The organism is Nocardia sp. NBC_01730 (assembly GCF_035920445.1).
Classification (GTDB): domain Bacteria; phylum Actinomycetota; class Actinomycetes; order Mycobacteriales; family Mycobacteriaceae; genus Nocardia.
Map to the genome: position 1 here is coordinate 911,245 of NZ_CP109162.1, position 26,613 is coordinate 937,857.

The window sequence follows — 26,613 nt, forward strand, 5'->3', positions numbered from 1 at the left end:
GCGCCTGGTGCGTTCGCGGCTCGAAGGTGTGGATCTCGACGTGCGGCGGGTGGTGCGTCGCGCGCACTCCGACGAGCCGGTCGCGATCATCGGCATCGGCTGCCGTTTCCCCGGTGGCGTCGCCTCGGCCGAGGATCTGTGGGATCTCGTTGCGGCGGGTCGGGATGCGATCACGCCGTTCCCGTCCGACCGGGGTTGGGACCTGGAGCGGCTGTTCGACCCGGACCCGGACAAGCCGGGCACTGTATACACCCGAGAAGGTGGATTCCTGTCCGACGCGGGTGGTTTCGATGCGGGATTCTTCGGCATCGGTCCGCGCGAGGCGGCCGCGATGGATCCGCAGCAGCGGCTGATGTTGGAGGTCTCCTGGGAAGCCTTGGAGCAGGCCGGGATCGACCCGGCCTCGCTGCGCGGCACCGACACCGGCGTGTACGTCGGCGCCTGCTCGTCGGGTTATTCGCGCGGCGTGACCGGCGAATACGAAGCCTTCCGGTTGACCGGGACGTCGCATAGCGTGATATCCGGCCGCGTCTCTTACGTTTTCGGCCTGGAGGGGCCCGCGGTCACGGTGGACACCGCGTGCTCGTCGTCGCTGGTCGCGCTGCACCTCGCGTGCCAGGCGCTGCGTCAGGGCGAGGCATCGCTCGTCCTCGCGGGCGGCGTGAGTATTGCGGCGAGCCCCGCGCTGTACGTCGACTTTGCCCGCCAACGGGGACTGGCCGCCGATGGACGGTGCAAGGCATTCTCCGCAGCCGCAGACGGTGTGACGTGGGCCGAGGGCGTCGGCGTGCTGGTGGTCGAGCGCCTGTCGGACGCGCAGCGGTTGGGCCACAACGTTCTTGCGGTGGTGCGCGGCAGCGCGATCAATCAGGACGGTGCGAGCAACGGCCTGGCCGCGCCGAACGGGCCGTCACAGGAGCGTGTCATCGCGCAGGCGTTGGCCAATGCCGGCCTGGGGCCGTCGGATGTAGATGCGGTCGAGGCACACGGCACCGGAACGGCATTGGGTGATCCGATCGAGGCCCAGGCGTTGATCGCCGCCTACGGTAGGGACCGCGAAGAGCCGCTGCGGATCGGGTCCGTGAAGTCCAATATCGGCCACGCGGTCGCCGCTGCGGGCATCGGTGGTGTGATCAAAATGGTGCAGGCGTTGCGGCATGAAACCTTGCCGAAGACATTGCATGTGGCCGAGCCGAGCCCACATGTGGATTGGTCGGCGGGCGATGTCGAGTTGTTGACCGAGGCGCACGCGTGGTCCGCGGGCGTGCGGGTGCGGCGTGCGGGCGTCTCGTCGTTCGGCATCAGCGGCACGAACGCGCACCTGATTCTGGAGGAGGCGCCCGCGGTCGCCGCGACGACTCATCGCGGTGAATCAACTGTGGCGATGGGTCATCGCGACAGTGTGCCGTTGGTGGTGTCGGCGAAGTCGGAAGCGGGTTTGCGTGCGCAGGCGGGGCGTTTGGGTGAGTGGTTGGTGGCGCATGCGGATGTGAGTGTGGGGGATGTGGCGTATTCGTTGTTGCGTCATCGTCCGCAGTTGGAGTGGCGTGGGGTGGTTGTGGGTCGGGAGTTGGCTGATTTTCGAGCGGGGTTGGCCAGTGTGGCGGTTGGGGGGCCGGTATCGGGTCGTGTTGTATCGGGTCGTGTTGTGTCGCGTCGGGTGGCGTTCGTGTTTCCGGGGCAGGGGAGTCAGTGGGTGGGGATGGGCACGGAGTTGTTGGCTGGGGGTGGGGTGTTCGCGGAGTCGATCGGGGAGTGCGAGGCGGCGTTGGCGCCGTTTGTGGATTGGTCGTTGACCGCTGTGTTGCGGGGGGAGTCGGGTGCGGTGTCGTTGGAGCGGGTGGATGTGGTTCAGCCTGTGCTGTTCGCGGTGATGGTGTCGTTGGCGCGGATGTGGCGGGCGAGTGGGGTGGAACCTGCTGTGGTGGTGGGGCATTCACAGGGGGAGATCGCGGCGGCTGTGGTGGCGGGTGGTTTGTCGTTGTCGGATGGGGCGCGGGTGGTGGCCGTGCGTTCCCGGGTTGTGGCGGAGGAGTTGGCCGGTGGAGGTGGTATGGCGTCGGTGAGTTCGGCCGGTGAGGCGCTCGCGGAGCGGTTGGCGGGTTTCGGAGACCGGCTGTCGGTGGCGGCGGTGAACGGTCCGGGTCAGACGGTGGTGTCGGGGGAGGCGTCGGCCCTGGAGGAGTTCTTGGCCGGGTGCGCAGCCGATGGTGTGTGGGCGAAACGGATTCCGGTGGATTATGCGTCGCATTCGGAGGCGGTGGAATCGGTTCGGGATCGGGTGTTGGCGGAGTTGGATGGGGTTGTGCCGATGTCGGGGTCGGTGCCGTTCTTCTCGACTGTGTTGGCGGATTATGTCGATACCGAGGGGTTGGATGCGGGGTATTGGTATCGGGGGTTGCGTGAGCAGGTGCGGTTCGCCGAGTCGGTGGAGACGTTGCAGCGTGCGGGGGTGAATGCTTTTATCGAGGTGAGTCCGCATCCGGTGTTGACGATGGGTGTGGAGGGGACGGCGGAGTCGATCGGTTCGGCTGATCGCGTGGCTGTATTGGGTACGTTGAAGCGTGACCGTGGAGGTTGGGAGCAGGTCACTGTCGCGTTGGCGGAGGCTTACTGCGTCGGTGTCGAGGTAGCGGTGCAGGCGTTGGCTCCGGCCGCCGCGCGGTCGCTCGGCAAACCTCACCATGGTCGCTCGGCAAGCTTCGCTCCGCGCCCCGCCGCAATGGTGGACCTGCCGACGTATGCGTTTCAGCACAAGCGGTATTGGTTGCAGCCGGGCGACGCGCCGAATGTGTGGCGGTCGGGCCTGGACGAAGCGGGGCATCCGCTGTTGGGCGCGATGGTGCGGCTGCCGGACTCCCGGGATGTGGTGTTCACCGGCAGATTGTCGCAAGCCGGTCACCCGTGGCTGGCCGACCATGCCGTCGCCGGGGTGGCGTTGTTGCCCGGCGCCGCTCTCGTGGAGCTGGCCCTGCACGTGGGATCGATGGTGAAGTGCCCGCATTTGGCGGAGCTGGTGATCGAGGCGCCCCTACCGGTTCCGGCCGCCGGAGCCGTCGAGCTGCGAGTCATGGCGGGCGGACCGGATGAGACGGGCGCACGGCCGGTGTCGGTGTACTCCCGCGCGCGCGGTGACGAAGAGTCCGATCGGTCCGAGATCGGTGATGGTTCCCTATCGGAAGAGTGGGTGCGCCACGCGGTCGGGTCGGTCACTGCCCAGGCGGACGAGCCCTTGGTCGACCCGAGTATGGCGAGCTGGCCGCCGGCCGGTGTGACGGCGATGCCGATCGACGACGTTTACGCGGATCTGGCGAAGTTGGGCTATGAGTACGGGCCGGTGTTCCGGGGACTGACCGCGTTGTGGCGGCGTAATGGTGAGGTGTTCGCGGAGGTCGCGCTTCCGGAGCAGGCCCGGTCGCAGGTTGCGGAGTTCGGTATGCATCCCGCCCTGTTGGATGCTGCGCTGCACGCGATCCTGCTGGGTGAGTTGGTTGCCGCACCGCAGGCCGGTCAGGTGGCCGTCCCGTTCTCGTGGGAGCACGTTGCGCTGCACGCGACGGGGGCGACTTCCCTGCGGGTTCGAGCGGTGGTGTCGGGGAGTGAGCGGATCGCGGTGACGGTCGCCGACGAGGCGGGTGTGGCAGTGGCCGAGGTGGAGGCGCTGACCATGCGCCCGCTCTCGACCGACGCGCTCCTCGGTGCTGCCGGTTGTCGGAGCGACGGTATCGGTTACCGGGTGGATTGGGTCGCGCTGGCCTCCCCCGAGGACGAACTCACCGAAGCCGAAGCCTGGAGTCCCGCAGACGACGGGGAAGTCGTCACGATCGCGGGACAGAGCGTGACGGTGGTGCGGCTCGACGCAGCTCCTTCCGACCACGATCTCCCGGCGGCGGTGCGGGATGCGGTGACCGCGCTGGCGGTGCGAGTGCAGCGGCTGCTGGTGCAGGACGGGCTGATCGTGGTGGTGACTCGACAGGCGATGGCGGTGCACCCGGGGGAGTCCGTGGATCTGTCCGGTGCGGCGGCGTGGGGTCTGCTGCGCACGGCGCAGAGCGAGCACCTGGACCGGATTCTCGTCGTCGACGTCGGTGATTGGGCCGATTATCGGCACGGTGTGGCCCTGATTGTGATGATGGGTGACGAACGCCAGCTGGCGATACGGCGCGGGACGGCGTACGCACCCCGGCTGAACTTCGGCGTCGGCGACAACGTGGGTGCGAGTGACCTGGTGCAGACGCCGGCGTGGGGCTTGACCTACCTCGGCAAGGGCACGTTGACCGGAGACAACCTCACGCTGACCGCGACGCCGGCCGAGCTGCGGGCGCTCGAGCCCGGCCAGGTCCGGGTGGCGGTGCGCGCGGTAGGCGTGAATTTCCGTGATGTGCTGATCACTCTGGGCATGATAAGGTTTGGTTTGGGCATAGTGACGGAAGAGGATGCCGCGATCTGTGTCGAGGGTGCGGGCATCGTGCTCGAGGTGGCACCCGATGTGACCGAATTCGCGCCAGGTGACCGGGTTTTCGGGTTCATCGCCGGTGCCGGATCGGTGTCGGTGACTGATCGGCGAGTGCTCGCGCGGATCCCGCAGGGATGGTCTTTCGCCCAGGCCGCGGCGGTGCCGGTGGTGTACGCGACCGCCTACTACGGTCTCGTCGACTTGGCCGGTGCGCAATCCGGTGAGACGCTGCTGCTGCACGCGGCCACCGGTGGTGTCGGCATCGCAGCGATACAGTTGGCTCGGCACCTGGGTTTGCGTCTGTTGGTGACCGCCAGCCGGCCCAAATGGGATGTGCTGTGCGACATGGGATTCGACGACTCGTATATCGGCGACTCGCGCACGCTGGATTTCGAGCGGAAGTTTCGCGACGCCACCGATGGTGGCGGCGTGGACATCGTATTGAATTCGCTGACCGGCGAATTCGTGGACGCGTCGCTGCGACTGATGCCGCGCGGCGGCAAGTTCATCGAGATGGGCCACCTCGACGAGCGTGATCCGGTGCAGGTGGCCGCTGAACATCATGGGGTGGATTACCACCATTTCATGCTGATGGAGGTGGGGCCGGATCGGTTGGGGGAGATTCTGGCGATTGTTGTCGAGCTTTTCGACGCCGGGGCGTTGGCGCCTTCGCAGATCACCGCGTGGGATGTGCGGCAGGCGCCGGAAGCGTTCCGGTATATCAGTCAGGCTCGACATATCGGCAAGACCGTGCTGACTGTGCCGACCCCGTTGCGGCCCGATGGCACTGTGTTGATCACCGGTGGTACCGGGGGATTGGGTGCGGTGGTCGCGCGGCACCTGATCACTGCCCACGGCGTCCGGAGGCTGTTGTTGGCGGGCAGGCGCGGCCCGGCCGCGCCCGGCGCGGCCGAACTGGCCGCAGAGCTCACCGAGCTGGGCGCGCATGTGGACGTGGTCGCCTGTGATGCGGCCGATCGGGTGGCGTTGGATGCGGTGTTGGCGGGGATACCGTCGGAGCATCCGTTGACCGGTGTGGTGCATGCCGCGGGTGTGTTGGCCGACGGCCTGTTTGCCGCCATGACGCAGGAGCAGATCGCGGATGTGCTGCGGCCCAAGGTGGATGCGGCGTGGCATCTGCACGAGGCGACGAAGGATCTGGATCTGTCGGCGTTCGTGCTGTATTCCTCCGTCACGGGTGTGATCGGCAATCCGGGGCAGGCGAACTACGCCGCCGCCAACGTCTTCCTCGATGCGTTGGCGCAACACCGGCATGTGAACGGTCTGCCCGCGACGTCGATGGCGTGGGGGCTGTGGTCCGAGCGCACCGGTATGACCAGTGCCCTCGGCGCGGCCGACGTCGCCCGGTTGCGACGGGAGGGCTTCCTGCCGATCGGCGACCAGGACGGTATGGCGCTGTTCGATGCTGCCCTGGCGGGCGGCCGGGCGGCGTCCGTGACTGTCCGGGTCGACCGGTCCGCACTGGCCGAGGATGATCTGCGCCCGATCATGCGCGGTTTGCTGCGGCCGTCCCGCCGTCGCGTGGGTGGCAGGGCAAGCGAGTCGTCGACGCTGGCGGCGCAGGTGGCCGGCCGGTCGGTGGCCGAGCAAGAACGCATCATCCTCGAGGTGATCCGTGCCCAGGCGGCGGCGGTGCTGGGTCACGAGAGCGCCGAGTCGATCGCCCCGGATATGCCGTTCAAGGATATCGGGTTCGATTCGCTCAGCGTCATGGAGTTCCGCAACCAGCTGGTCAAGGCCACCGGTCTCCAGTTGCCGTCAACCCTGGTATTCGACTATCCGACCGCGGAGGCGATGGCGAAGCTGGTGCATTCCCGAGTCGCGCCGACGATCGCGGATGGACCCGCTGAGAAGAAGGCTCCGCGCCGGGTTCGGGCAGACGAGCCGATCGCCATCGTAGGGATGAGCTGCCGGTATCCCGGCGGTGTCGCATCACCGGACGATCTCTGGGATCTTCTTGCTTCCGGAACCGACGCCACCGGCGAGTTCCCGACAGATCGTGGTTGGGATCTGGAGCGGCTGTTCGATGAGAATCCGGACAAGTCCGGTACCTCTTACACTCGCCGCGGCGGATTCCTCTATGACGCAGGCGATTTCGATGCCGGTTTCTTCGGCATCAGCCCGCGGGAGGCCTCCGCGATGGACCCGCAGCAACGTCTGTTGCTGGAAGCGTCCTGGGCGGCGCTGGAGGAGGCGGGCATCGACCCGATCTCGTTGCGCGGCAGCGATACCGGAGTGTTCGCTGGAGCGTGCCAGTCGGGCTACTCCGATCGGGTGACCGGCGATCTGGAGGGCTACCGGCTCACCGGCACCTCGAACAGCGTGATCTCGGGCCGCGTGTCATATGTTCTAGGCCTCGAAGGGCCCGCCGTCACCATGGACACCGCATGCTCGTCCTCACTGGTCGCGCTGCACCAGGCGTGTCGAGCGCTGCGCCAGGGGGAGACCTCGCTGGCGTTGGCGAGTGGCGTGACGGTCGCGGCAGGTCCCTCCATCTACGTTGATTTCGCGCGGCAGCGTGGTCTGTCTCCCGATGGGCGCTGCAAGTCGTTCTCCGCCGCGGCCGACGGCGTCGCCTTCTCCGAGGGCGTCGGCGTGCTGGTGCTCGAGCGGCTTTCCGACGCCGAGCGCCTGGGTCACAACGTCCTGGCCCTCGTGCGCGGGTCGGCGGTGAATCAGGATGGTGCGAGTAATGGTTTGTCGGCGCCGAATGGTCCCTCGCAGGAGCGGGTGATCGCGGCGGCATTGGCCGATGCCGGGTTGGCGCCGTCGGATGTGGATGCGGTGGAGGCGCACGGTACCGGCACGACATTGGGCGATCCGATAGAGGCGCAGGCACTGATCAACGCCTACGGGCACGACCGCCCGGGACAACCACTGCGGATCGGGTCGATCAAGTCGAACATCGGACATCCGATCGCCGCGGCCGGCGTCGGTGGCGTGATCAAGATGGTGCAGGCGCTGCGGCACGAAACTCTGCCGAAGACGCTCCATGTGGATGAGCCGAGCCCGCACGTGGAGTGGGCGGAGGGCAACGTCGAGCTGCTGACCGAGGCCCAGCCCTGGCCACGCAACGGGCGCGTCCGTCGTGCCGGGGTGTCGTCGTTCGGCATCAGCGGCACCAATGCCCATACCATCCTGGAAGAAGCGCCTGCCCGGTATGTGCGGTCGAGCCCGGAGCAGGTAGCGCAGCGTGACGATGGAGGGCTCCGCACAGACCGCATCGGACACCGACGAGTTCCGGCGTCGCAGCCTGCGCCCGCGGAGCCCCACATCGGGGCAGCCGTGCCGTGGTTGGTGTCGGCGAGTTCCGAGTCGGGTGTGCGGGCGCAGGCGGATCGGTTGCGGCAGTGGGTGATCGACGCTCCAGACGCGGACGTGTGGGATATCGCGCACTCTTTGGTGACGTCCCGGGCTGCGTTGGACTGGCGCGGCGCGGTCGTCGGGCGCGACCGGAACGAGCTGCTGGCGGGATTGGCGGCCCTTGCCGATGATGCGTCCGGCGGCGGCGGTGCCGTTACCGGCAGCATCGGCTCGGGCCGCACGGCGTTTCTTTTTACCGGTCAGGGTGCTCAGCGGGTGGGGATGGGTGCGGGCTTGTACCGGGCGTTTCCGGTGTTCGCTGCGGCGCTGGATGAGGTGTGCGCTCAGTTCGATCCGCTGCTCGGTCGAGGGTTGAAGGAATTGATGTTCGATGATGCCGAAGAATTGTTGGATCGGACGGAGTTCACCCAGCCTGCGTTGTTCGCGTTCGAGGTGGCGTTGTTCCGGTTGTTGGAGTCGTTCGGTGTGACACCGGATGTGTTGGTCGGGCATTCGATCGGTGAGTTGGCTGCGGCGTATGTGGCGGGTGTGTGGTCGCTGGAGGATGCGTGTGTGTTGGTGGCGGCGCGTGGCCGGTTGATGGGTGGGTTGCCTGTTGGTGGGGCGATGCTTGCCGTGGCGATCGGTGAGGAGCGGGCGGGGGATGTGGTTGCCGCGTTTTTATCGTCGGGCACTGTGGGTGATCGGGTGTCGATCGCGGCGGTGAACGGTCCGTCGTCGACGGTGTTGTCGGGGGATGCCGATGCTGTCGAGGAGATCGAGCGGGCGTTGTCCGGGGATGGGGTTGAGACGAGTCGGTTGCGGGTCGGTCATGCGTTCCATTCGGCGCGGATGGAGCCGATGTTGGCGGAGTTCCTGGCGGTGGCCGAAGGTATCGCGTACCGGTCGCCGGAACTTCCGATCGTGTCGAACGAGACCGGTGAGTTTGCTGGTGATGCGGTGATCGATCCGGAGTATTGGGTGCGGCAGGTGCGGGGGTGCGTGCGGTTCGCGCCGGGTGTGACGACCGCGGTCGCGGTGGGTGTGCGGCGGTTTGTGGAGGTGGGTCCGGATGCGGTGTTGGCGGCGATGACTCGGCAGTGCCTGGCGCGGAATCCGGAGGTCGAGTCGGCCTCGTGGGTGGCCGCGGCGGCCCGGCGGACGGTGGATGAGGTGACTCAATTCGTCACGTCACTGACACAGGTCCATGTCGCGGGTGTGCGGGTGGAGTGGGGGCTGTTGTTTGCGGGTCGTGGGGTGCGTCGGGTTCCGTTGCCGACGTATGCGTTCCAGCGTCGGCGGTTCTGGTTGCCGCCGAACAATGATGTGCCGCAGTCATCGACGGAACATCCGATTCTGACGGGTGTGGTCCGGTTGGCGGGGTCTGATGAGTGGTTGTTCACCGGTCGGTTCTCGTTGCGTACGCATCCGTGGATCGCCGATCACATGGCCCATGGTGTGGTGGTTGTGCCGGGTGTGTTGTTGCTCGAGTTCCTTCTTGCCGCGGGCGGCCGGATCGGTTGCGAGGTGGTCGAGGAAATCATTGTGCAGTCGCCGATCCGGCCTGGTGACGACGAGGTCGAGTTGCAGGTGTTGGTGCGGGCGGCGGATGAGCTCGGGCGGCGTCAGTTCGAGTTCTTTTACCGGAAGTCGCCCGACGCGGAATGGGCACCCAACGCGACCGGTGCGCTTGCGGCGCGGTGGGACGGTGACTCGGCGTTGGTGTCGCGGCTGCGGGACGAGGAATGGCCGCCGGTCGATGCCGAACTCGTTGACAGCACACAGCTTCCGGAGCAGATTACGCAGGACACCGGGCTCGAGTACGGTCCGGCGTTCGTCGGTGTGCATGCGGTGTGGCAACGTGGCGACACGGTTTTCTCGGAGGTCGTGTTGGACACCGACGCGGCGCCCGAGCCGGGGCGCCACGATCTGCATCCGGCGCTGCTGGAACTGGTGATGCACGCCGGGCTTTCCCAGCTGATTTTCCGTGGGGTGGATCCCGATCCGGAGACCGGCTGGTTGTTGTTCCGGTGGGGTGGTGCGCGTTTCCACAATCCGGAGTCCGAGGCGGGCGGCGGGCAGCGTCTGTGGCCTGCGGTGGTGACGTCGCTTCGGGTGATTGCGGTCGAGACCGGAGCGGATACCATGTCTGTCGCGGCCGTCGATCCGGACGGCAATCCGATCGTGTCTATCGACGCGGTGCTGATGCGTTCGTATGACGTCGAGGAATTCCGGCGCAGCCTGTCCGATGACGAGACCGGATTGTATCGGATTCATTGGGAGTCCACCGTGGTAGGGCCCCCGATAAAAGCACTCGAGGGCAGGTCGGTCGCCCCGCCCTCGCCTGCGATGGCCATACTCGGGGACACGACGGTGTCGGGGATCGAGGCGTCCTTCGCGTCGGTCGCCGATGTTGTTGCCGCCGAATGGATTCCGGGGGCAGTGGTATGGCGAATTTCGGAGCAGGCCGTTGATGATCCGGGAGTGGTGCCGGCGAGCGTGTACAGCACGCTGGCCACGCTGAAATCCTTCCTTGCCGAAGAATGCCTGTCCGATGCCCGGATGGTGGTGGTCACCACGGGTGGCGCCGGGCTGCCCGGGGAGGTTCCGGATTTGGCCGCGGCCGCGGTGTGGGGGTTGGTCCGCAGTGCCCAGTCGGAGAATCCGGAGCGGTTCGTGCTCCTTGACGAAGATCCGGCCGAGCCGCTGGATGTCGATCGGATCGCGGCCGTACTGCGGGCGGATGAGCCGCAGGTCGCAGTACGCGGTGCGGAGATTCTGGTGCCCCGGTTGACGCGCGCACCCATGTCGGAGGACACCGTACCGCCGTCGTTGGGTGACGGGACGGTGCTGATCACCGGCGGCACGGGTGGACTCGGGGCGTTGTTCGCCCGGCATCTCGTCGCCGAGCACAGTGTGCGCAGGCTGGTGTTGGCGTCGCGGCGGGGACCCGAGGCGGCCGGTGCGGACGAGCTGGTCGCGGAACTAGCACAGGCCGGCGCCGACGCCCGGGTGGTCGCCTGCGACATCGCGGACCGTGACGCGGTGCGGGCGCTGTTGGACACGATTGATTCCGATGGTGGGTTGACTGCCGTGGTGCATTCCGCGGGGGTTCTCGACGACGGCACCATCGAGTCGTTGACCGGTGAGCAGGTGGATCGGGTGTTGGCGCCGAAGGTGGACGGGGCGTGGTACCTGGACGAACTGACCCGTGACCGCGATCTGTCGGCGTTCGTGATGTTCTCGTCGATCGCGGGGGTGCTGGGGTCGGCCGGGCAAGCCAACTACGCCGCAGCGAACGGATTCCTAGACGCGTTGGCGCAGCGGCGGCGGGCTGCGGGGTTGCCTGCGACGTCGCTGGCGTGGGGGCCGTGGAACTCCGGTAGTGGGATGACCAGTGGTCTGGGGAGTACGGCGATGGCGCGGTTGGGTCGGTTGGGGTTGGGTCAGCTCGAGAATGTCGACGGTGTGCGTCTTTTCGACGATGCCCTCGCCGGTGCCGATGGGTGCCTGGCTCCACTCCGGTTCGACGCGAGCGTGCTGCGGCGAGAGTCCGACGCCGATGCTGTTCCTGCGGTGTTGCGTGGGTTCGTGCGGCATTCGGCGCGTCCGGCGAAGGCTTTGAGAAAGTTCGCGGCGGGCTTCGCGGCGGGGTCGTTGGGCGACCGGTTGGGGCAGGTGTCGGAGGCTCAGCGCGGTGAGGTGGTGTTGGAAGTGGTGTTGGCGCAGGCGGCGGCGGTGTTGGGGCATGATTCGGCCGCCGACATCCGGCCCGATCAGCGGTTCGACGAGATCGGTTTCGATTCTTTGGGTGGTGTGGAGTTCCGTAACAGGCTGGTCAAGGCCACCGGTGTGCAGTTGCCGTCGACTCTGGTGTTCGATTATACGACCGCGGCTGCGGTGGCGAAGCTGGTGCAGTCCCGTGTCGAGCCGAAGGCGGTGGGGCGACCGGTCGAGAAGGTGGTGCGCCGGGTTCGGGCGGGCGAGCCGATCGCGATCGTGGGGATGAGCTGCCGCTTCCCCGGGGGTGTGATGTCGCCCGATGAGTTGTGGGATCTACTCGTCTCCGGAATCGACGCGACCGGTGAGTACCCGTCGGATCGGGGTTGGGATCTGGAGCGGTTGTTCGATGAGGATCCGGACAAGCCCGGGACTGTTTATGCCCGCCGCGCCGGATTCCTCGACGATGCCGGTGATTTCGATGCCGGCTTCTTCGGTATCAGTCCGCGGGAGGCGTCGGCGATGGATCCACAGCAGCGTCAGCTGCTGGAAGCGTCCTGGGAGGCTCTGGAGGACGCGGGCATCGATCCGGTGTCGTTGCGCGGCAGTGATTCCGGGGTGTTCGTCGGAGCGTGCTATTCGGGTTATTTCGATCGGGTGCCCAGCGAGTTGGAGGGTTATCGGCTCACCGGAACCCAGGGCAGTCTGACGTCAGGCAGGCTGTCGTATGTCTTCGGTGTGGAAGGGCCTTCCATCACCGTGGACACCGCGTGCTCGTCGTCGCTGGTCGCGCTGCATCTGGCGTGCCAAGCGCTGCGTCAGGGGGAGAGCTCGCTGGCGTTGGCGGGCGGTGTGGCGATTTTTGCCGATCCTTATCTTTCTGTCGAGTTCGCGCGGCAGCGTGGTCTGTCGCCGGATGGGCGGTGTAAGTCGTTTTCCGCCGCGGCCGATGGTGTCGCTTTCTCCGAGGGTGTCGGCATGCTGGTGCTCGAGCGGTTGTCAGATGCCCGGCGTCTGGGCCACGACGTGTTGGCGGTGGTGCGGGGGACGGCGATCAATCAGGATGGTGCGTCGAATGGTTTGACGGCGCCGAACGGTCCGTCGCAGGAGCGGGTGATCGCGGCGGCGCTGGCCGATGCCGGGTTGCAGCCGTCGGATGTGGATGCGGTCGAGGCACACGGTACCGGGACACTATTGGGTGATCCGATCGAGGCGCAGGCGTTGATCGCCGCCTATGGGCAGGGTCGACCGGATCGGCCCTTGCGGATCGGGTCGCTTAAGTCGAATATCGGCCACACCTCGGCCGCGGCGGGCGTGGCCGGAGTGATCAAGATGGTGCAGGCGATGCGGCACGAAACCCTGCCGATGACGTTGCATGTCGATGCGCCGAGCCCGCACGTGGAGTGGTCGGCCGGGGATGTGCAGCTGTTGACCGAGGCCCAGCCGTGGCCGGCCGACGGGCGTGTTCGCCGGGCCGGGGTGTCGTCGTTCGGTGTCAGCGGGACCAATGCCCACGCCATCCTCGAAGAAGCACCCGCGCCGCGGGTTCCGGCCGCGCGGCCGGGTTCACCGGCCGGTGAACCGGTGGCGCTGCCCGCGCCGCTGCTGGTGTCGGCCAAATCCGAGGAGGGGTTGCGGGCGCAGGCGGATCGTTTGCGTCAGTGGGTGATCGACAATCCGGACGCGGGCGTGTGGGAAATCGCGTATTCGCTGGCCAATTTCCGCTCTCATCTGGAGTGGCGGGGCGTGATTGTCGGCGCGGACCGCGAGGAGTTGCTGTCCGGTCTGGCGGATCTGGTGGCAGGGCAAGTGTCTTCCGGTGTCATCGAGGGAGTTGTCGGGTCGGGTAAGACGGCGTTTCTGTTCACCGGGCAGGGTGCGCAGCGTGGCGGGATGGGTCGGGGACTGTATGCGGCGTTTCCGGTGTTTGCGGCGGCGTTGGACGAGGTCTGCGCTGGGTTCGATCCCCACCTCGGTCGGTCGCTGAAGGATGTGGTGTTCGCGCAGGATGACGATGCGGTGCTGCTGGATCGGACGGAGTTCACGCAGCCGGCGTTGTTCGCGTTCGAAGTGGCGTTGTTCCGCTTGATGGAATCGTTCGGCATTGCGGCGAACATGCTGATCGGGCATTCGATCGGTGAGTTGGTGGCGGCGTATGTGGCGGGGGTGTGGTCTCTGTCGGATGCCTGTCGTCTCGTTGCTGCGCGTGGCCGGTTGATGGGGGTGCTGCCCGAGGGTGGGGCGATGGTGGCGGTGGCGGTGTCCGAAGATGAGGCGGTCGCGTTGGTGGCCGGGTATTCCGGCAGGTTGTCGGTGGCTGCGGTGAACAGTCCGTCGTCGGTGGTGCTGTCCGGCGATGCGGACGCTGTCGACGAGGTGGAACTGAGGGCCGCCGCGGAAGGTCACAAGACCAACCGGTTACGGGTCAGCCACGCGTTCCATTCGGTGTTGATGGAGCCGATGCTCGCCGAGTTCCGTTCGGTGGCCGACGGGGTGACATACCAGCAGCCGAACATTCCGATCGTGTCGAACGTCAGCGGCGCGGTCGTCGGCGCGGAGTTGACCGACCCGGGTTACTGGGTGGAGCAGGTGCGCGGTTGCGTGCGCTTCGCGCCCGGGATAGACACCCTGGTCAAAGCCGGAGTGCGGCGGTTCGTGGAGATCGGACCGGATGCCGTGCTGTCCGCGATGACTCGGCAGTTTCTTGCCGATACTCCGGACCTCGAGGCCACATCGACGGTGGTCGCGGCCGCCCGGCGCTCGATCGACGAGCCGACCCAGTTCGTGTCCGCCTTGGCGCAGGCCCAGGTGGCGGGTGTGGGTGTGGACTGGAAGGCGCTGTTCGAGGGCCGCGCGGTGTCGCGGGTTCCGCTGCCCACCTATGCATTCCAGCACCAGCGGTATTGGCTGCAGCCGGTCGTCCGGGCGTCGCAGACGGCGTCGGGTCACCCGGTGTTGACCGGTGTGGTGCAGGTCGCGGGCAAGGACGAATGGATGCTCAGCGGACAGCTCTCGCATCGGACCCATCCCTGGCTTGCGGACCACGCAAGCTACGGCGTCATGGTCGTGTCGAGTACGACGCTGGTGGAGATGCTGCTGACGGCGGGACAGCGGTTCGGCTGTGTCGGTGTGGATGAGCTCATCATGGAGGCCCCGATCCTCCCGCCCGAAGACGGCAGCGCCGTCGACCTGCAAGTGCTTGTCGACGAGATGGACGACACAGGGAGGCGGCACTTCACCTTCCACTACCGCCTCGCCACCGACGGCGAGTGGGTACGCAACGCCAGCGGTGTGCTGGCGGGCGACCGACCGGCCGCCGAGCCGCTGCTGGAACAGCTCCGGGCTGAGTCGTGGCCACCGCCCGGCGCCGACCCGATCGACCCGGAATGGATTCCCGCGCACATCGAAGCCGCGTCGGGACTCGAGTACGGTCGTTCCTTCCGAGGCACCGAACGCGCGTGGCAGCGCGGCGACATCGTTTTCTCCGAGGTTGTCTTGGATCCGGCCGTGGACCCGGAGGGTTTCGCGCTGCATCCGGGCTTGATGGACGCTATCGGGCATACCGGGCTCGCCTGTCTGATGTGGCCGGAACTCGGCAATGACCCGAACCGCGGCAAGCTGCTGTTCCGTTGGGGCGGCGCCCGATTCCACGACGTCGTCCGGCCCGGACTGCTGCGGGTCATCGCCGTGTCGAAGGGCGAGGACGCCCTCGCCATGGCGGCGGTGGACGGTGATGGCAACCCGGTCTTCTCCGTCGACGAGGTTGTCATGCGGTCCTACGACGTCGCCCAGCTCCGTGGTTCGCTGTCCGGCGGCGACGCCGGGGCGTACGAACTGCATTGGACGGAAGTCGGCGCTTCGTCCGCCGACCTGGTTTCCGGTGGGATTGCCGCACTGGGCTCGATCTCGGTTGTCGGTGTGCGGGAACACTATCCAGATCTCGACAGCGTGGTGGCGACCGGCGGGGCGGCGGTGCCCGAGACGGTGGTGTGGTCCGTCGCCGCGGACGCGATTCCCCGAAACGGTGACGCCGCGGCCGCCACACACGAGCAGGCGCGGTCGACGTTGCGCACGCTTCAGGCGTGGCTCGACAAGGATGCGCTGGAGCAGTCGCGATTGGTCGTTGTCACCCACAATGCGGTCGGGCTGCCCGGTGAGACACCGGATCTCGCCGCCGCCGCGGCGGCGGGGTTGGTTCGCAGTGCGCAGACCGAATATCCCGGTCGGATTGTCCTGCTCGACTGGCAATCCGCGCCCGGCGTGGAACCGCTCTCGATCGACGCCGTACTGTTGGTTCTGGCAGCCGAGGAGCCGCACGTGGCCGTCCGTGGGGGTACTGTGCTGGCCCCGCGGCTGAAGCGCTCAGCGGCGACCGCCGAGGCGAGACCGTCGTTCGGTTCCGGCGTCGTGCTGATCACCGGAGGCACCGGCGGGCTCGGCGCGATACTGGCTCGGAACCTGGTCGTCGAGCACGGTGTCCGGCAGTTGCTCCTGGTGTCCCGCAGCGGCGAAAAGGCCGCGGGTGCTGCGAAAATGGCGGCGGAACTGAGTGAACTCGGCGCGCACGCGCGCATCGCTGCCTGCGATGTCGCGGACCGGACCGCATTGCGGGCTCTGCTCGATTCGGTCCCGTCCGACCAGCCGTTGACGGCGGTGATCCACGCGGCGGGCACGCTCGACGACGCCACAATTCGCACACTCACGACCGAACAGCTGGATCGTGTCCTCACGTCGAAGGTGGACGCGGCGTGGAATCTGCACGAGGCGACGCGGGACGCGGACCTCTCGGCATTCGTGTTGTTCTCGTCGATTGCCGGTGTCCTCGGGGCGGCGGGGCAGGCCAATTATGCCGCCGCCAACAGCTTCCTGGACGCATTGGCCGCCCGGCGTCGCGCCGACGGGCTGCCCGCTGTGGCACTCGACTGGGGGCTGTGGGAGCAGACCGGAACGGGATCGGGCGGCATGGCCGACACCCTGGACCAAGCGGCAGTCGCACGACTGGCCCGCCTGGGTATGCGTCCACTGAGCCAGGCCGACGGCCTTCGACTGTTCGACACCGTCGCAGGCATCGGATCGGACCCGGCAGGAGTATCGGCGCTCGTGCCGGTTCGCCTGGACCTGAACGACTTGCAACGAGCGGCTCGCGCCGACACGATCCCCGCGGTATTGCGCGGGCTGGTTCGACCTTCGCAGCGCAGCGCTGGGAGCGAGAGACAATCGCGCGGCTTCGAGCTGGGTCGGGTACCGGCGGCCAAGCGGGAGCAGGCCGTACTCGATCTGGTTCGCGAGCACGCCGCCGCCGCATTGGGCCATGCGTCGATCAAGGATATCCGGCCCGACAAGGGATTCGACGAGCTCGGATTCGATTCGCTGGGTGGAGTGGAGTTCCGGAACCGGCTTTCGAAAGTTACCGGCCTCCAGTTGACCTCGACGCTCGTGTTCGACTACCCGACGGTGGTTGATCTGGCCAAGTACCTGCACGACCGAATGGCTCTTGCGGTGGCCGCGGCACCGCCCGCGACCGACGATCTCGCCCGCCTGGAGGCGATGGTCGAACAGATCCTGGCCGTGGCGGGTAACGACGATGCGACGGTCACCGCATTGCTCGGCATCAGCGACCGTCTTCGGTCCCACCTCGGCGACAGCCGGCAGACCGACGAATACCACGACTTTGCCGCGCATTCCGGCCGCGAGCTTTTGAACCTGATTGATGAGGAGTTCGGTCAACCATGAGCACTGAGGAACAACTCACCCGGTATCTGCAGAAACTCGCTGTAGACCTGCGCACCGCCAATAAGCATATCCAGGAGTTGGAGGGGAGTGCGCGGGAGCCGATCGCGATCGTCGGGATGAGCTGCCGCTTTCCCGGTGGCGTCGACTCCCCCGCGCAACTGTGGGATCTGGTCGACACCGGCACCGATGCCGTCGGCGGTTTTCCGACCGACCGAGGGTGGGACCTGGAAAAGCTCTACGACCCCGATCCGGATGCGCCCGGCACGATCTATACGCGTGAGGGTGGGTTCATCCATTCGGCGCCCGAGTTCGATGCGGGTTTCTTCGGAATCAGCCCCCGTGAGGCAGCAATGCTGGAGCCGCAGCAGCGCCTGATTCTCGAGGCGTCCTGGGAAGCCCTGGAAGACGCGGGTATCGACCCGGTGACATTGCGCGGCAGCGACACCGGCGTCTTCTCTGGAGTCTTTCACCAGGACTATGGCCCCCGCATCGGCTCCCCTATGTTGACGGCCGAGTCGGAAGGCCATGCCTACCTGGGCGGGGCGAACTGTGTGCTGTCCGGCCGGGTCTCCTACATATTCGGTTTCAAGGGCCCCACGCTGTCGGTGGACACCGCGTGCTCCTCGTCGCTGGTGGCGTTGCATCTGGCATGTCAGGCGTTGCGGCAGGGCGAAACATCGCTCGCACTGGTGAGCGGTGTCACCGTGATGTCGGATCCGTCCCACCTGATCGCGTTCGCGCGCCAGCGTGCGCTGTCGCCGGATGCGCGGTGCAAGGCGTTCGCGGCGGCCGCGGACGGGACCGGCTTCTCCGAAGGGCTCGGGATGCTGGTCGTCGAACGGCTGTCGGATGCCCGGCGTCTGGGCCACAATGTTCTCGCCCTGGTGCGCGGGTCGGCCGTGAACCAGGACGGCGCGAGCAAGGGTTTGACCGCGCCGAATGGTCCGTCGCAGGAGCGGGTGATCGCGGCGGCGTTGGCGAATGCGGGTTTGGCGCCGTCGGATGTGGATGCGGTGGAGGCGCACGGGACGGGCACGACGTTGGGGGATCCGATCGAGGCGCGTGCCTTGATGGCGGTCTACGGCGCGCGGGGTGAGAGTGGGCCGCTGCGCTTGGGTTCGCTCAAATCGAATATCGGTCACACCAATGCTGCGGCGGGGGTCGCGGGTGTGATCAAGATGGTCCAGGCGATGCGGCACGGTGTGTTGCCGAAGACGTTGCATGTGGATGTGCCGACCCCGCATGTGGATTGGTCGGTGGGCACGGTGCGGTTGTTGACCGAGGCTGAGCCGTGGCCTGCGGGTGAGCGGGTGCGTCGTGCGGGTGTGTCGTCGTTCGGCGTCAGCGGTACCAACGCCCACGTGATCATCGAGGAAGCGCCCGCCGATCCGGTCGCCGTCGAGTCGGGAGGCGAGGCCGAGCAGGTGGCGGCTGCGAAGCCCATCGTGTCGGATTTCGTTCCGCTGTTGATATCGGCCAAGTCCGACGAAGCCCTCCGCGCTCAGGCGGATCGACTGCGGCAGTGGTTGATCGACGCTCCAGACGCGGACGTGTGGGACGTGGCGCATTCTTCGGCGACGTCGCGGGCGCTGTTGGACTGGCGCGGTGTGGTGGTGGGGCGTGACCGGGAGGAACTGCTTGCCGGTCTGGCCGATGTGGCAGATTCTTCAGGGGGGTCGCCGAGAGCGATCGAGGGCTGCGCGGGTTCTGATAGGACGGCGTTTCTTTTTACCGGTCAGGGTGCTCAGCGGGTGGGGATGGGTGCGGGCTTGTACCGGGCGTTTCCGGTGTTCGCTGCGGCGCTGGATGAGGTGTGCGCCCAGTTCGATCCGCTGCTGGGTCGAGGGTTGAAGGAATTGATGTTCGATGATGCCGAAGGGTTGTTGGATCGGACGGAGTTCACCCAGCCTGCGTTGTTCGCGTTCGAGGTGGCGTTGTTCCGGTTGTTGGAGTCGTTCGGTGTGACACCGGATGTGTTGGTCGGGCATTCGATCGGTGAGTTGGCTGCGGCGTATGTGGCGGGTGTGTGGTCGCTGGAGGATGCGTGTGTGTTGGTGGCGGCGCGTGGCCGGTTGATGGGTGGGTTGCCTGTTGGTGGGGCGATGCTTGCCGTGGCGATCGGTGAGGAGCGGGCGGGGGATGTGGTTGCCGCGTTTTTATCGTCGGGCACTGTGGGTGATCGGGTGTCGATCGCGGCGGTGAACGGTCCGTCGTCGACGGTGTTGTCGGGGGATGCCGATGCTGTCGAGGAGATCGAGCGGGCGTTGTCCGGGGATGGGGTTGAGACGAGTCGGTTGCGGGTCGGTCATGCGTTCCATTCGGCGCGGATGGAGCCGATGTTGGCGGAGTTCCGGGCGGTGGCCGAAGGTATCGCGTACCGGTCGCCGGAACTTCCGATCGTGTCGAACGAGACCGGTGAGTTTGCTGGTGATGCGGTGATCGATCCGGAGTATTGGGTGCGGCAGGTGCGGGGGTGTGTGCGGTTCGCGCCGGGTGTGACGACCGCGGTCGCGGTGGGTGTGCGGCGGTTTGTGGAGGTGGGTCCGGATGCGGTGTTGGCGGCGATGACTCGGCAGTGCCTGGCCGAGGACCCGGAGGTGGAAGCCGTGTCCACGGTGGCCGCGGCGTCGCGGCGGCCGGTCGCGAGCCGGGACGCGGACCGGGCGGACGGGCCGGTGTCCGACAACACCGAGGTACGGCAGTTCGTCACCGCTGTGGCGCAGGCCCATGTCGCGGGGGCGCAGGTGGATTGGGCGAGGTGGTTCGCCGGTCGCGACCCGCACCGGATCACCCTGCCGACCTATGCCTTTCAGCGGCGGCGGTTCTGGTTGCCCGCCACCGGCGAGGTCTCGGCGTCGTCGCTGGAGCATCCGATACTGACCGGTGTGGTCGGGCTGGCCGGAACCGACGAGTGGTTGTTCACCGGTCGCTTCTCGCTGCGCACCCACCCGTGGGTCGCCGACCATATGACCTACGGCGTGGTCGTCCTGCCGGGCGCGACGCTGATCGAAATGCTGCTGGTCGCAGGCGCCCGTATTGGGTGCGGTGTGGTCGAGGAGCTCACATTGCAGGCGCCGATCCTGCCGACCGGCGACGACGAGGTCGAACTGCAGGTGCTGGTGGAGGCGGCCGACGAATCGGGTCGGCGGCCGTTCGAGTTCTACTTCCGGACCCCCGGTGACGCCGAGTGGGTGCACAACGCGACCGGTGCGCTGGCGGCGCTGCCCGAGGGCGAACCGGACCTGCTGGCGCAGCTGCGCGACGAGCAGTGGCCGCCGGTCGACGCCGAACCCCTGGACGCCGCGGGGCTCGCGGCACTGATCGCCCAAGACACGGGGCTGGAATACGGTCCGGCTTTCGTCGGGGTGCGCGGTGCCTGGCAACGCGGTGACACGGTGTTCTCGGAGATCGTGCTGGATACCGCCGCGGCGCCGGAACCAGGACGCCACGATCTGCATCCGGCTCTGCTGGATCTGGTGATGCACGCCGGGTTCTCCCGTCTGCTGTGCGGTGACGCCGCCGCCGGCCCGGATACCGGGCGACTGCTGTTTCGTTGGGGTGGTGCGCGTTTCCACAAGCCGGCGGCCGAGGGTGGGCGATGGCCCGCGGAGGTCACGTCCCTGCGGGTCGTCGCGGTGGCGACCGGTTCGGAGACAATCTCGGTCGCGACCCTCGACCCGGCGGGCAATCCGATCGTGTCCGTGGACGCGGTGGTGGTGCGGCCCTACGACGTCCAGGAATTCCGGAGCACGCTCGGCGGCGCCGCGGCCGGCCTGTACCAGGTGTGGTGGGAGCCTGCCGGTGTGGTCGGCCGGTCCGACCTCTCGGCGGCGGTTCTCGGGGATGCGGCAGTGTCCGGGATCGCGGCGCGCTACGCGTCCGTCGCCGAGGTCGCGGCCGCGGCCGCGGCCGCGGAGAACCTTCCGGATGTGCTGGTGTGGCGGGCTGATGCGTGGCCGGGCGGCGAGGCCGCCGGTGTACCGGACGGTGTGCGGACCGGGGTGCACCATGCGCTGACCACAATGAAATCGCTGCTCGCCGAGGAACGCCTGTCGCAGGTCCGCGTGGTGGTGGTCACCCCGGGCGGAGCCGGTGTGCCGGGAGAGACGCCGGACCCGGTCGCGGCGGCGGTGTGGGGTCTGGTCGGCTGCGCGCAGGCGGAGAACCCGGAGCGTTTCGTGCTCGTGGACGAGGATCCGGCGGCTCCGGTGGAGGCCGAGCGGATCATGACCGTGCTGGGGAGCGGTGAGCCGCAGGCCGCGGTGCGCGGCGCGGATGTTCTGGTGCCCCGGTTGGTGCGCGCCGCCGCGTCCTCCGACGGCGGCGACCCATGGCTGGCGGATTCGACGGTCTTGATCACCGGAGGTACGGGCGGTCTCGGCGCACTGTTCGCCCGGCATCTCGTCGTCGCCCGCGGGGTGCGGCGGCTCGTGCTCATCTCGCGGCGCGGTCTCGACGCGCCGGGTGCGCCGGAACTGGCCGCGGAACTGGCGGCCGCCGGGGCCCACGTGCGGATCGAGCGCTGTGATGTCGCGGACCGTGCTGCCGTGCGGGATCTGCTGGCGGGTATCGATTCGGATTCGCCGTTGGCTGTGGTGCATACGGCGGGTGTGTTGGCGGACGGGACGATCGAGTCGTTGTCCGTGGATCAGGTGGATCGGGTGTTGGCGCCGAAGGTGGACGGGGCGTGGTATCTGGATGAGTTGACGCGGGACCGGAGGGTGTCGGCGTTTGTGGTGTTCTCGTCGGTGGCGGGGGTGTTGGGGTCTGCGGGGCAGGGTAATTACGCGGCGGCGAATGGTTTCCTGGACGCGTTGGCGCAGCAGCGTCGGGCGGTGGGGTTGGTGGCGACATCGTTGGCGTGGGGGCCGTGGAATCAGGGTTCTGGGATGACCGGCGGCCTGGACCGGGTGGCTGTGGCGCGCTGGGGCAGGTTGGGCTTGAGTCAGCTGGCGGACGACGAAGGGCTGCGTCTGTTCGACGAAGCACTGGCCGGATCCCGGGCGCGGCTGGTGCCGATCCGGTTCGATGCCGCCGGTGTGCGCCGGGAGTCCGATCCGGCGGCGGTGCCCGCTGTACTGCGCGGGTACGTGCGGCGGGTGGCGCGCCCGGTCCGGGCCGAAGCCGCCGGCGCGGCCGTGCTCGCCGCCGGGTCGCTGGGCGCCCGGCTGGCCGAGGTGCCCGAGGCGCAGCGGGCCGATCTGGTTCTCGAGGTGGTCCGCGACCAGGTGGCCGCGGTGCTCGGGCACGATTCGGGCGGCGATATCCGTCCCGGTCAGCCTTTCGATGAGATCGGTCTGGATTCGCTGGGTGCGGTGGAGTTCCGCAACCGGCTGAGCAAGGCGACGGGCCTCACCCTGCCCTCGACATTGGTGTTCGATCACCCGACCCCGGTGGCGGTGGCGAAACTGGTGCAGGCGCGGGTGGCTCCGGAACCGGGTGGACCGGTGAAAAAGGTCGTGCGTCGGGTGCGCGCCGACGAGCCGATCGCGATCGTGGGTATGGCGTGCCGTTTCCCGGGTGGGGTGGATTCGGCGGAGGCCCTGTGGGATCTGGTGTCGTCGGGCCGGGACGCGACGGGTGATTTCCCGGCGGATCGCGGCTGGGATCTGGATCGGTTGTTCGATTCCGATCCCGACAAGCCGGGCACCATCTACACGCGCCGTGGCGGGTTCCTCTACGACGCGGGTGATTTTGATCCAGGGTTTTTCGGGATCGGTCCGCGGGAGGCTTCGGCGATGGATCCGCAGCAGCGGTTGTTGCTGGAGGTGTCGTGGGAGGCGTTGGAGGACGCGGGGATCGACCCGGCCGCACTGCGCGGCAGCGATACCGGGGTCTTCGCCGGAGCCGGCTACTCCGGCTATATCGACCGCGTCGTGGGTGATCTGGAGGGATATCGGCTCACCGGCACCACCAGCAGTGTGGTGTCCGGGCGGGTGTCGTATGTCTTCGGCCTCGAGGGGCCCGCGGTCACGGTGGACACCGCATGCTCCTCGTCGCTCGTCGCGTTGCATCTTGCTTGCCAGGCGCTGCGCCAGGGAGAGAGTTCGCTGGTGATGGCCAGCGGCGTCACCGTCGCTGGCAGCCCCTATCTTTACGTCGATTTCGCCCGGCAGCGCGGCCTGTCGCCGGACGGCCGGTGCAAGCCGTTCTCGGCTGCGGCCGATGGTGTCGCTTTCGCTGAGGGTGTGGGGGTGTTGGTGTTGGAGCGGCTGTCGGATGCCCGCAGGCTCGGTCACAATGTGTTGGCCCTTGTCAAGGGTACGGCGGTCAATCAGGACGGGGCGAGCAACGGGCTCACCGCGCCCAACGGTCCGTCGCAGGAGCGGGTGATCGCGGCGGCGCTGGCCAACGCGGGACTGGCACCGGGCGATATCGATGCCGTGGAAGCGCACGGCACCGGGACCGCCCTGGGGGATCCGATCGAGGCGCAGGCGTTGATCGCGGCCTATGGGCAGGATCGTGCGGATCGTCCGCTGCGGATCGGGTCGCTCAAATCGAATATCGGGCACACCGTGGCCGCGGCCGGTGTGGGCGGCGTGATCAAGATGGTGCAGGCGATGCGGCACGAAACCCTGCCGCCGACCCTGCACGCGGACGAGCCGAGCCCGCACGTGGACTGGTCGTCCGGCGATGTCGAGGTGCTCACCGAGGCGCGACCGTGGCCGGCCGACGGGCGTGTTCGCCGGGCCGGGGTGTCGTCGTTCGGTGTCAGCGGGACCAATGCCCACGCCATCCTCGAAGAAGCACCCGCGCCGCGGGTTCCGGCCGCGCGGCCGGGTTCACCGGCCGGTGAACCGGTGGCGCTGCCCGCGCCGCTGCTGGTGTCGGCCAAATCCGAGGAGGGGTTGCGGGCGCAGGCGGATCGTTTGCGTCAGTGGGTGATCGACAATCCGGACGCGGGCGTGTGGGAAATCGCGTATTCGCTGGCCAATTTCCGCTCTCATCTGGAGTGGCGGGGCGTGATTGTCGGCGCGGACCGCGAGGAGTTGCTGTCCGGTCTGGCGGATCTGGTGGCAGGGCAAGTGTCTTCCGGTGTCATCGAGGGAGTTGTCGGGTCGGGTAAGACGGCGTTTCTGTTCACCGGGCAGGGTGCGCAGCGTGGCGGGATGGGTCGGGGACTGTATGCGGCGTTTCCGGTGTTTGCGGCGGCGTTGGACGAGGTCTGCGCTGGGTTCGATCCCCACCTCGGTCGGTCGCTGAAGGATGTGGTGTTCGCGCAGGATGACGATGCGGTGCTGCTGGATCGGACGGAGTTCACGCAGCCGGCGTTGTTCGCGTTCGAAGTGGCGTTGTTCCGCTTGATGGAATCGTTCGGCATTGCGGCGAACATGCTGATCGGGCATTCGATCGGTGAGTTGGTGGCGGCGTATGTGGCGGGGGTGTGGTCTCTGTCGGATGCCTGTCGTCTCGTTGCTGCGCGTGGCCGGTTGATGGGGGTGCTGCCCGAGGGTGGGGCGATGGTGGCGGTGGCGGTGTCCGAAGATGAGGCGGTCGCGTTGGTGGCCGGGTATTCCGGCAGGTTGTCGGTGGCTGCGGTGAACAGTCCGTCGTCGGTGGTGCTGTCCGGCGATGCGGACGCTGTCGACGAGGTCGAGCGTTTGCTCGGCGACCAGGGTCGCAAGACGAACCGGTTGCGGGTGAGCCATGCGTTCCATTCGGCGCGGATGGAACCGATGCTCGACGAATTCCGGGCGGTGGCAGCGGGTGTGACTTATCGAACGCCGACGATTCCGATTGTGTCGAATGTGACCGGTGAGCTGGTGGACGGTGAACTGACCGATCCGGAGTACTGGGTGCGTCAGGTGCGGTCGGCCGTGCGGTTCGCTCCGGGGGTGCGGGCGTTGGCGGTGAGCGGGGTTCGGCGGTTTCTGGAGGTGGGCCCGGATGCCGTGCTGGCGGCGATGACAGGCCAGTGTCTGGCCAAGGAACCCGATGTGGAGGCGCGGTCCGTGGTGGCTGCTACCGCGCGGCGCGGCGCGGCGCGATCCGCTATTTCCGCTGCCGCGAATGAGGTTGCGCAGTTCACCGCGTTCCTGGCCGCTGCGCACACCGCGGGTCTGGAGGTGGATTGGCGTCCGCTGTTCGCGGGACGGCCGCTGCGTCGAATCGCTGTGCCGACCTATGCGTTCCAGCACACACGGTATTGGCTGCCGGCAAGGGGCGGCGTCGGCGATGTGAGTCGTGCCGGTCTGATGCCGGTCGATCACCCCATGCTGGGTGCTTCGATCGCGGTGGCTGGTAAGGACGAGTGGCTGTTCACCGGCCGGCTTTCGGTGGCGTCGCATCCGTGGATTGCCGATCACACGGTATTCGGCGGGGTGCTGTTACCGGGGACCGGTTTCGTCGAGCTGGCTTTGGCGGTCGGTGCTCGGGTGGGCGCCGAGATCGTGGACGAGCTGGTGCTGGAAGCACCGCTGCGGTTGGATGACAGCCTCGAGATCGATATCCAGATCGCTGTCGAAGCGTCGGATGCCGACGGGCGGCGACGGTTCGTCGTGGCGTCCGGGACAATGGGCGAGCTGGCGGACGGCGGATCCGGAATCACACATGCGCGTGGCATCCTCGTGCCTGGGGCGGTGATTTCCGGACAGAGTCTGTCCCCGCGTGCTTTCGGCCGGGATCATTCCGCGGCAGGCGACGCTCCGATGTCCGGCGCTGCCGGCGGGCCGTCGTCGGACGACGATGTGATGCCCGCGGACACGCTGTACGACCGGTTGGCCGCGCGCGGCCTCGGTTACGGACCTGCGTTTCAGGGTGTGCGTCGGATGTGGCGTGACGGCGGTGACGTCGTAGCTGAGGTGCGGTTGGCCGCTGAAGGCGGTGTGGAAGCTTCTCGGTTCGGTGTGCATCCGGCGCTCTTGGACGCTGCTTTGCATGCTGCTGTGGAGGAGTTGGCGGCCGACATTCCGGACGATCACGTGCCGCTGCCGTTCTCGTTCAACGGGGTGCGGCTGTTCCGCCCTGGGGCGGCGGCCGTGCAGGCGCGAATCCGGCGCGCCGGAGCCGACGGTGTGCGGCTCGAACTCGTTGACGAAGCGGGCGCTCTCGTTTTGACTGTCGAATCGCTGCAGGCGCGTCCGGTGGACAGTCAGGCTTTGAACGCGGGTCGATCCGTCGGCCGCCATGGCCTGTACGACGTGAGCTGGATCGCGGTCGACCGTCCGCGGGTCGGTGCGGACGTCCGGCGGATCGCCGTGGTCGGCTCGACGACTGCGTCCGGGTTCGAAGAAACCTACTCGGACATGGCCGCGCTGGTCGGGGCCGCCGGGGATGCCGGCCCGGATGTGGTGGTGTGGTTCGCGGATTCTGATGTGACGGACTCGGCAGACGTTGTGCGCCGATGCGTGTACACGGTGCCTGTGACGGTTCGATCGTGG

At 67.6% G+C, this 26,613-nt stretch carries 2 protein-coding genes (1 of these 2 only partly in view); both read left to right on the forward strand.

Annotation, left to right across the window (positions count from 1 at the left end; all coding sequences use genetic code 11):
• Window positions 1-7: 7 nt before the first annotated feature.
• Window positions 8-17,233: an SDR family NAD(P)-dependent oxidoreductase gene (locus tag OHB12_RS03420; protein ID WP_442800066.1), complete on the forward strand. Its 17,226-nt coding sequence runs from the start codon at window positions 8-10 to the stop codon at window positions 17,231-17,233.
• Window positions 17,230-26,613 carry the 5' end (the start) of a type I polyketide synthase gene (locus tag OHB12_RS03425; protein ID WP_327116058.1) on the forward strand. The gene runs 12,258 nt beyond the window's last position, so only the first 9,384 of its 21,642 coding nucleotides appear in the window; it begins with the start codon at window positions 17,230-17,232; the stop codon falls past the right edge of the window. Before OHB12_RS03420 ends, OHB12_RS03425 begins: the two co-directional genes overlap by 4 nt.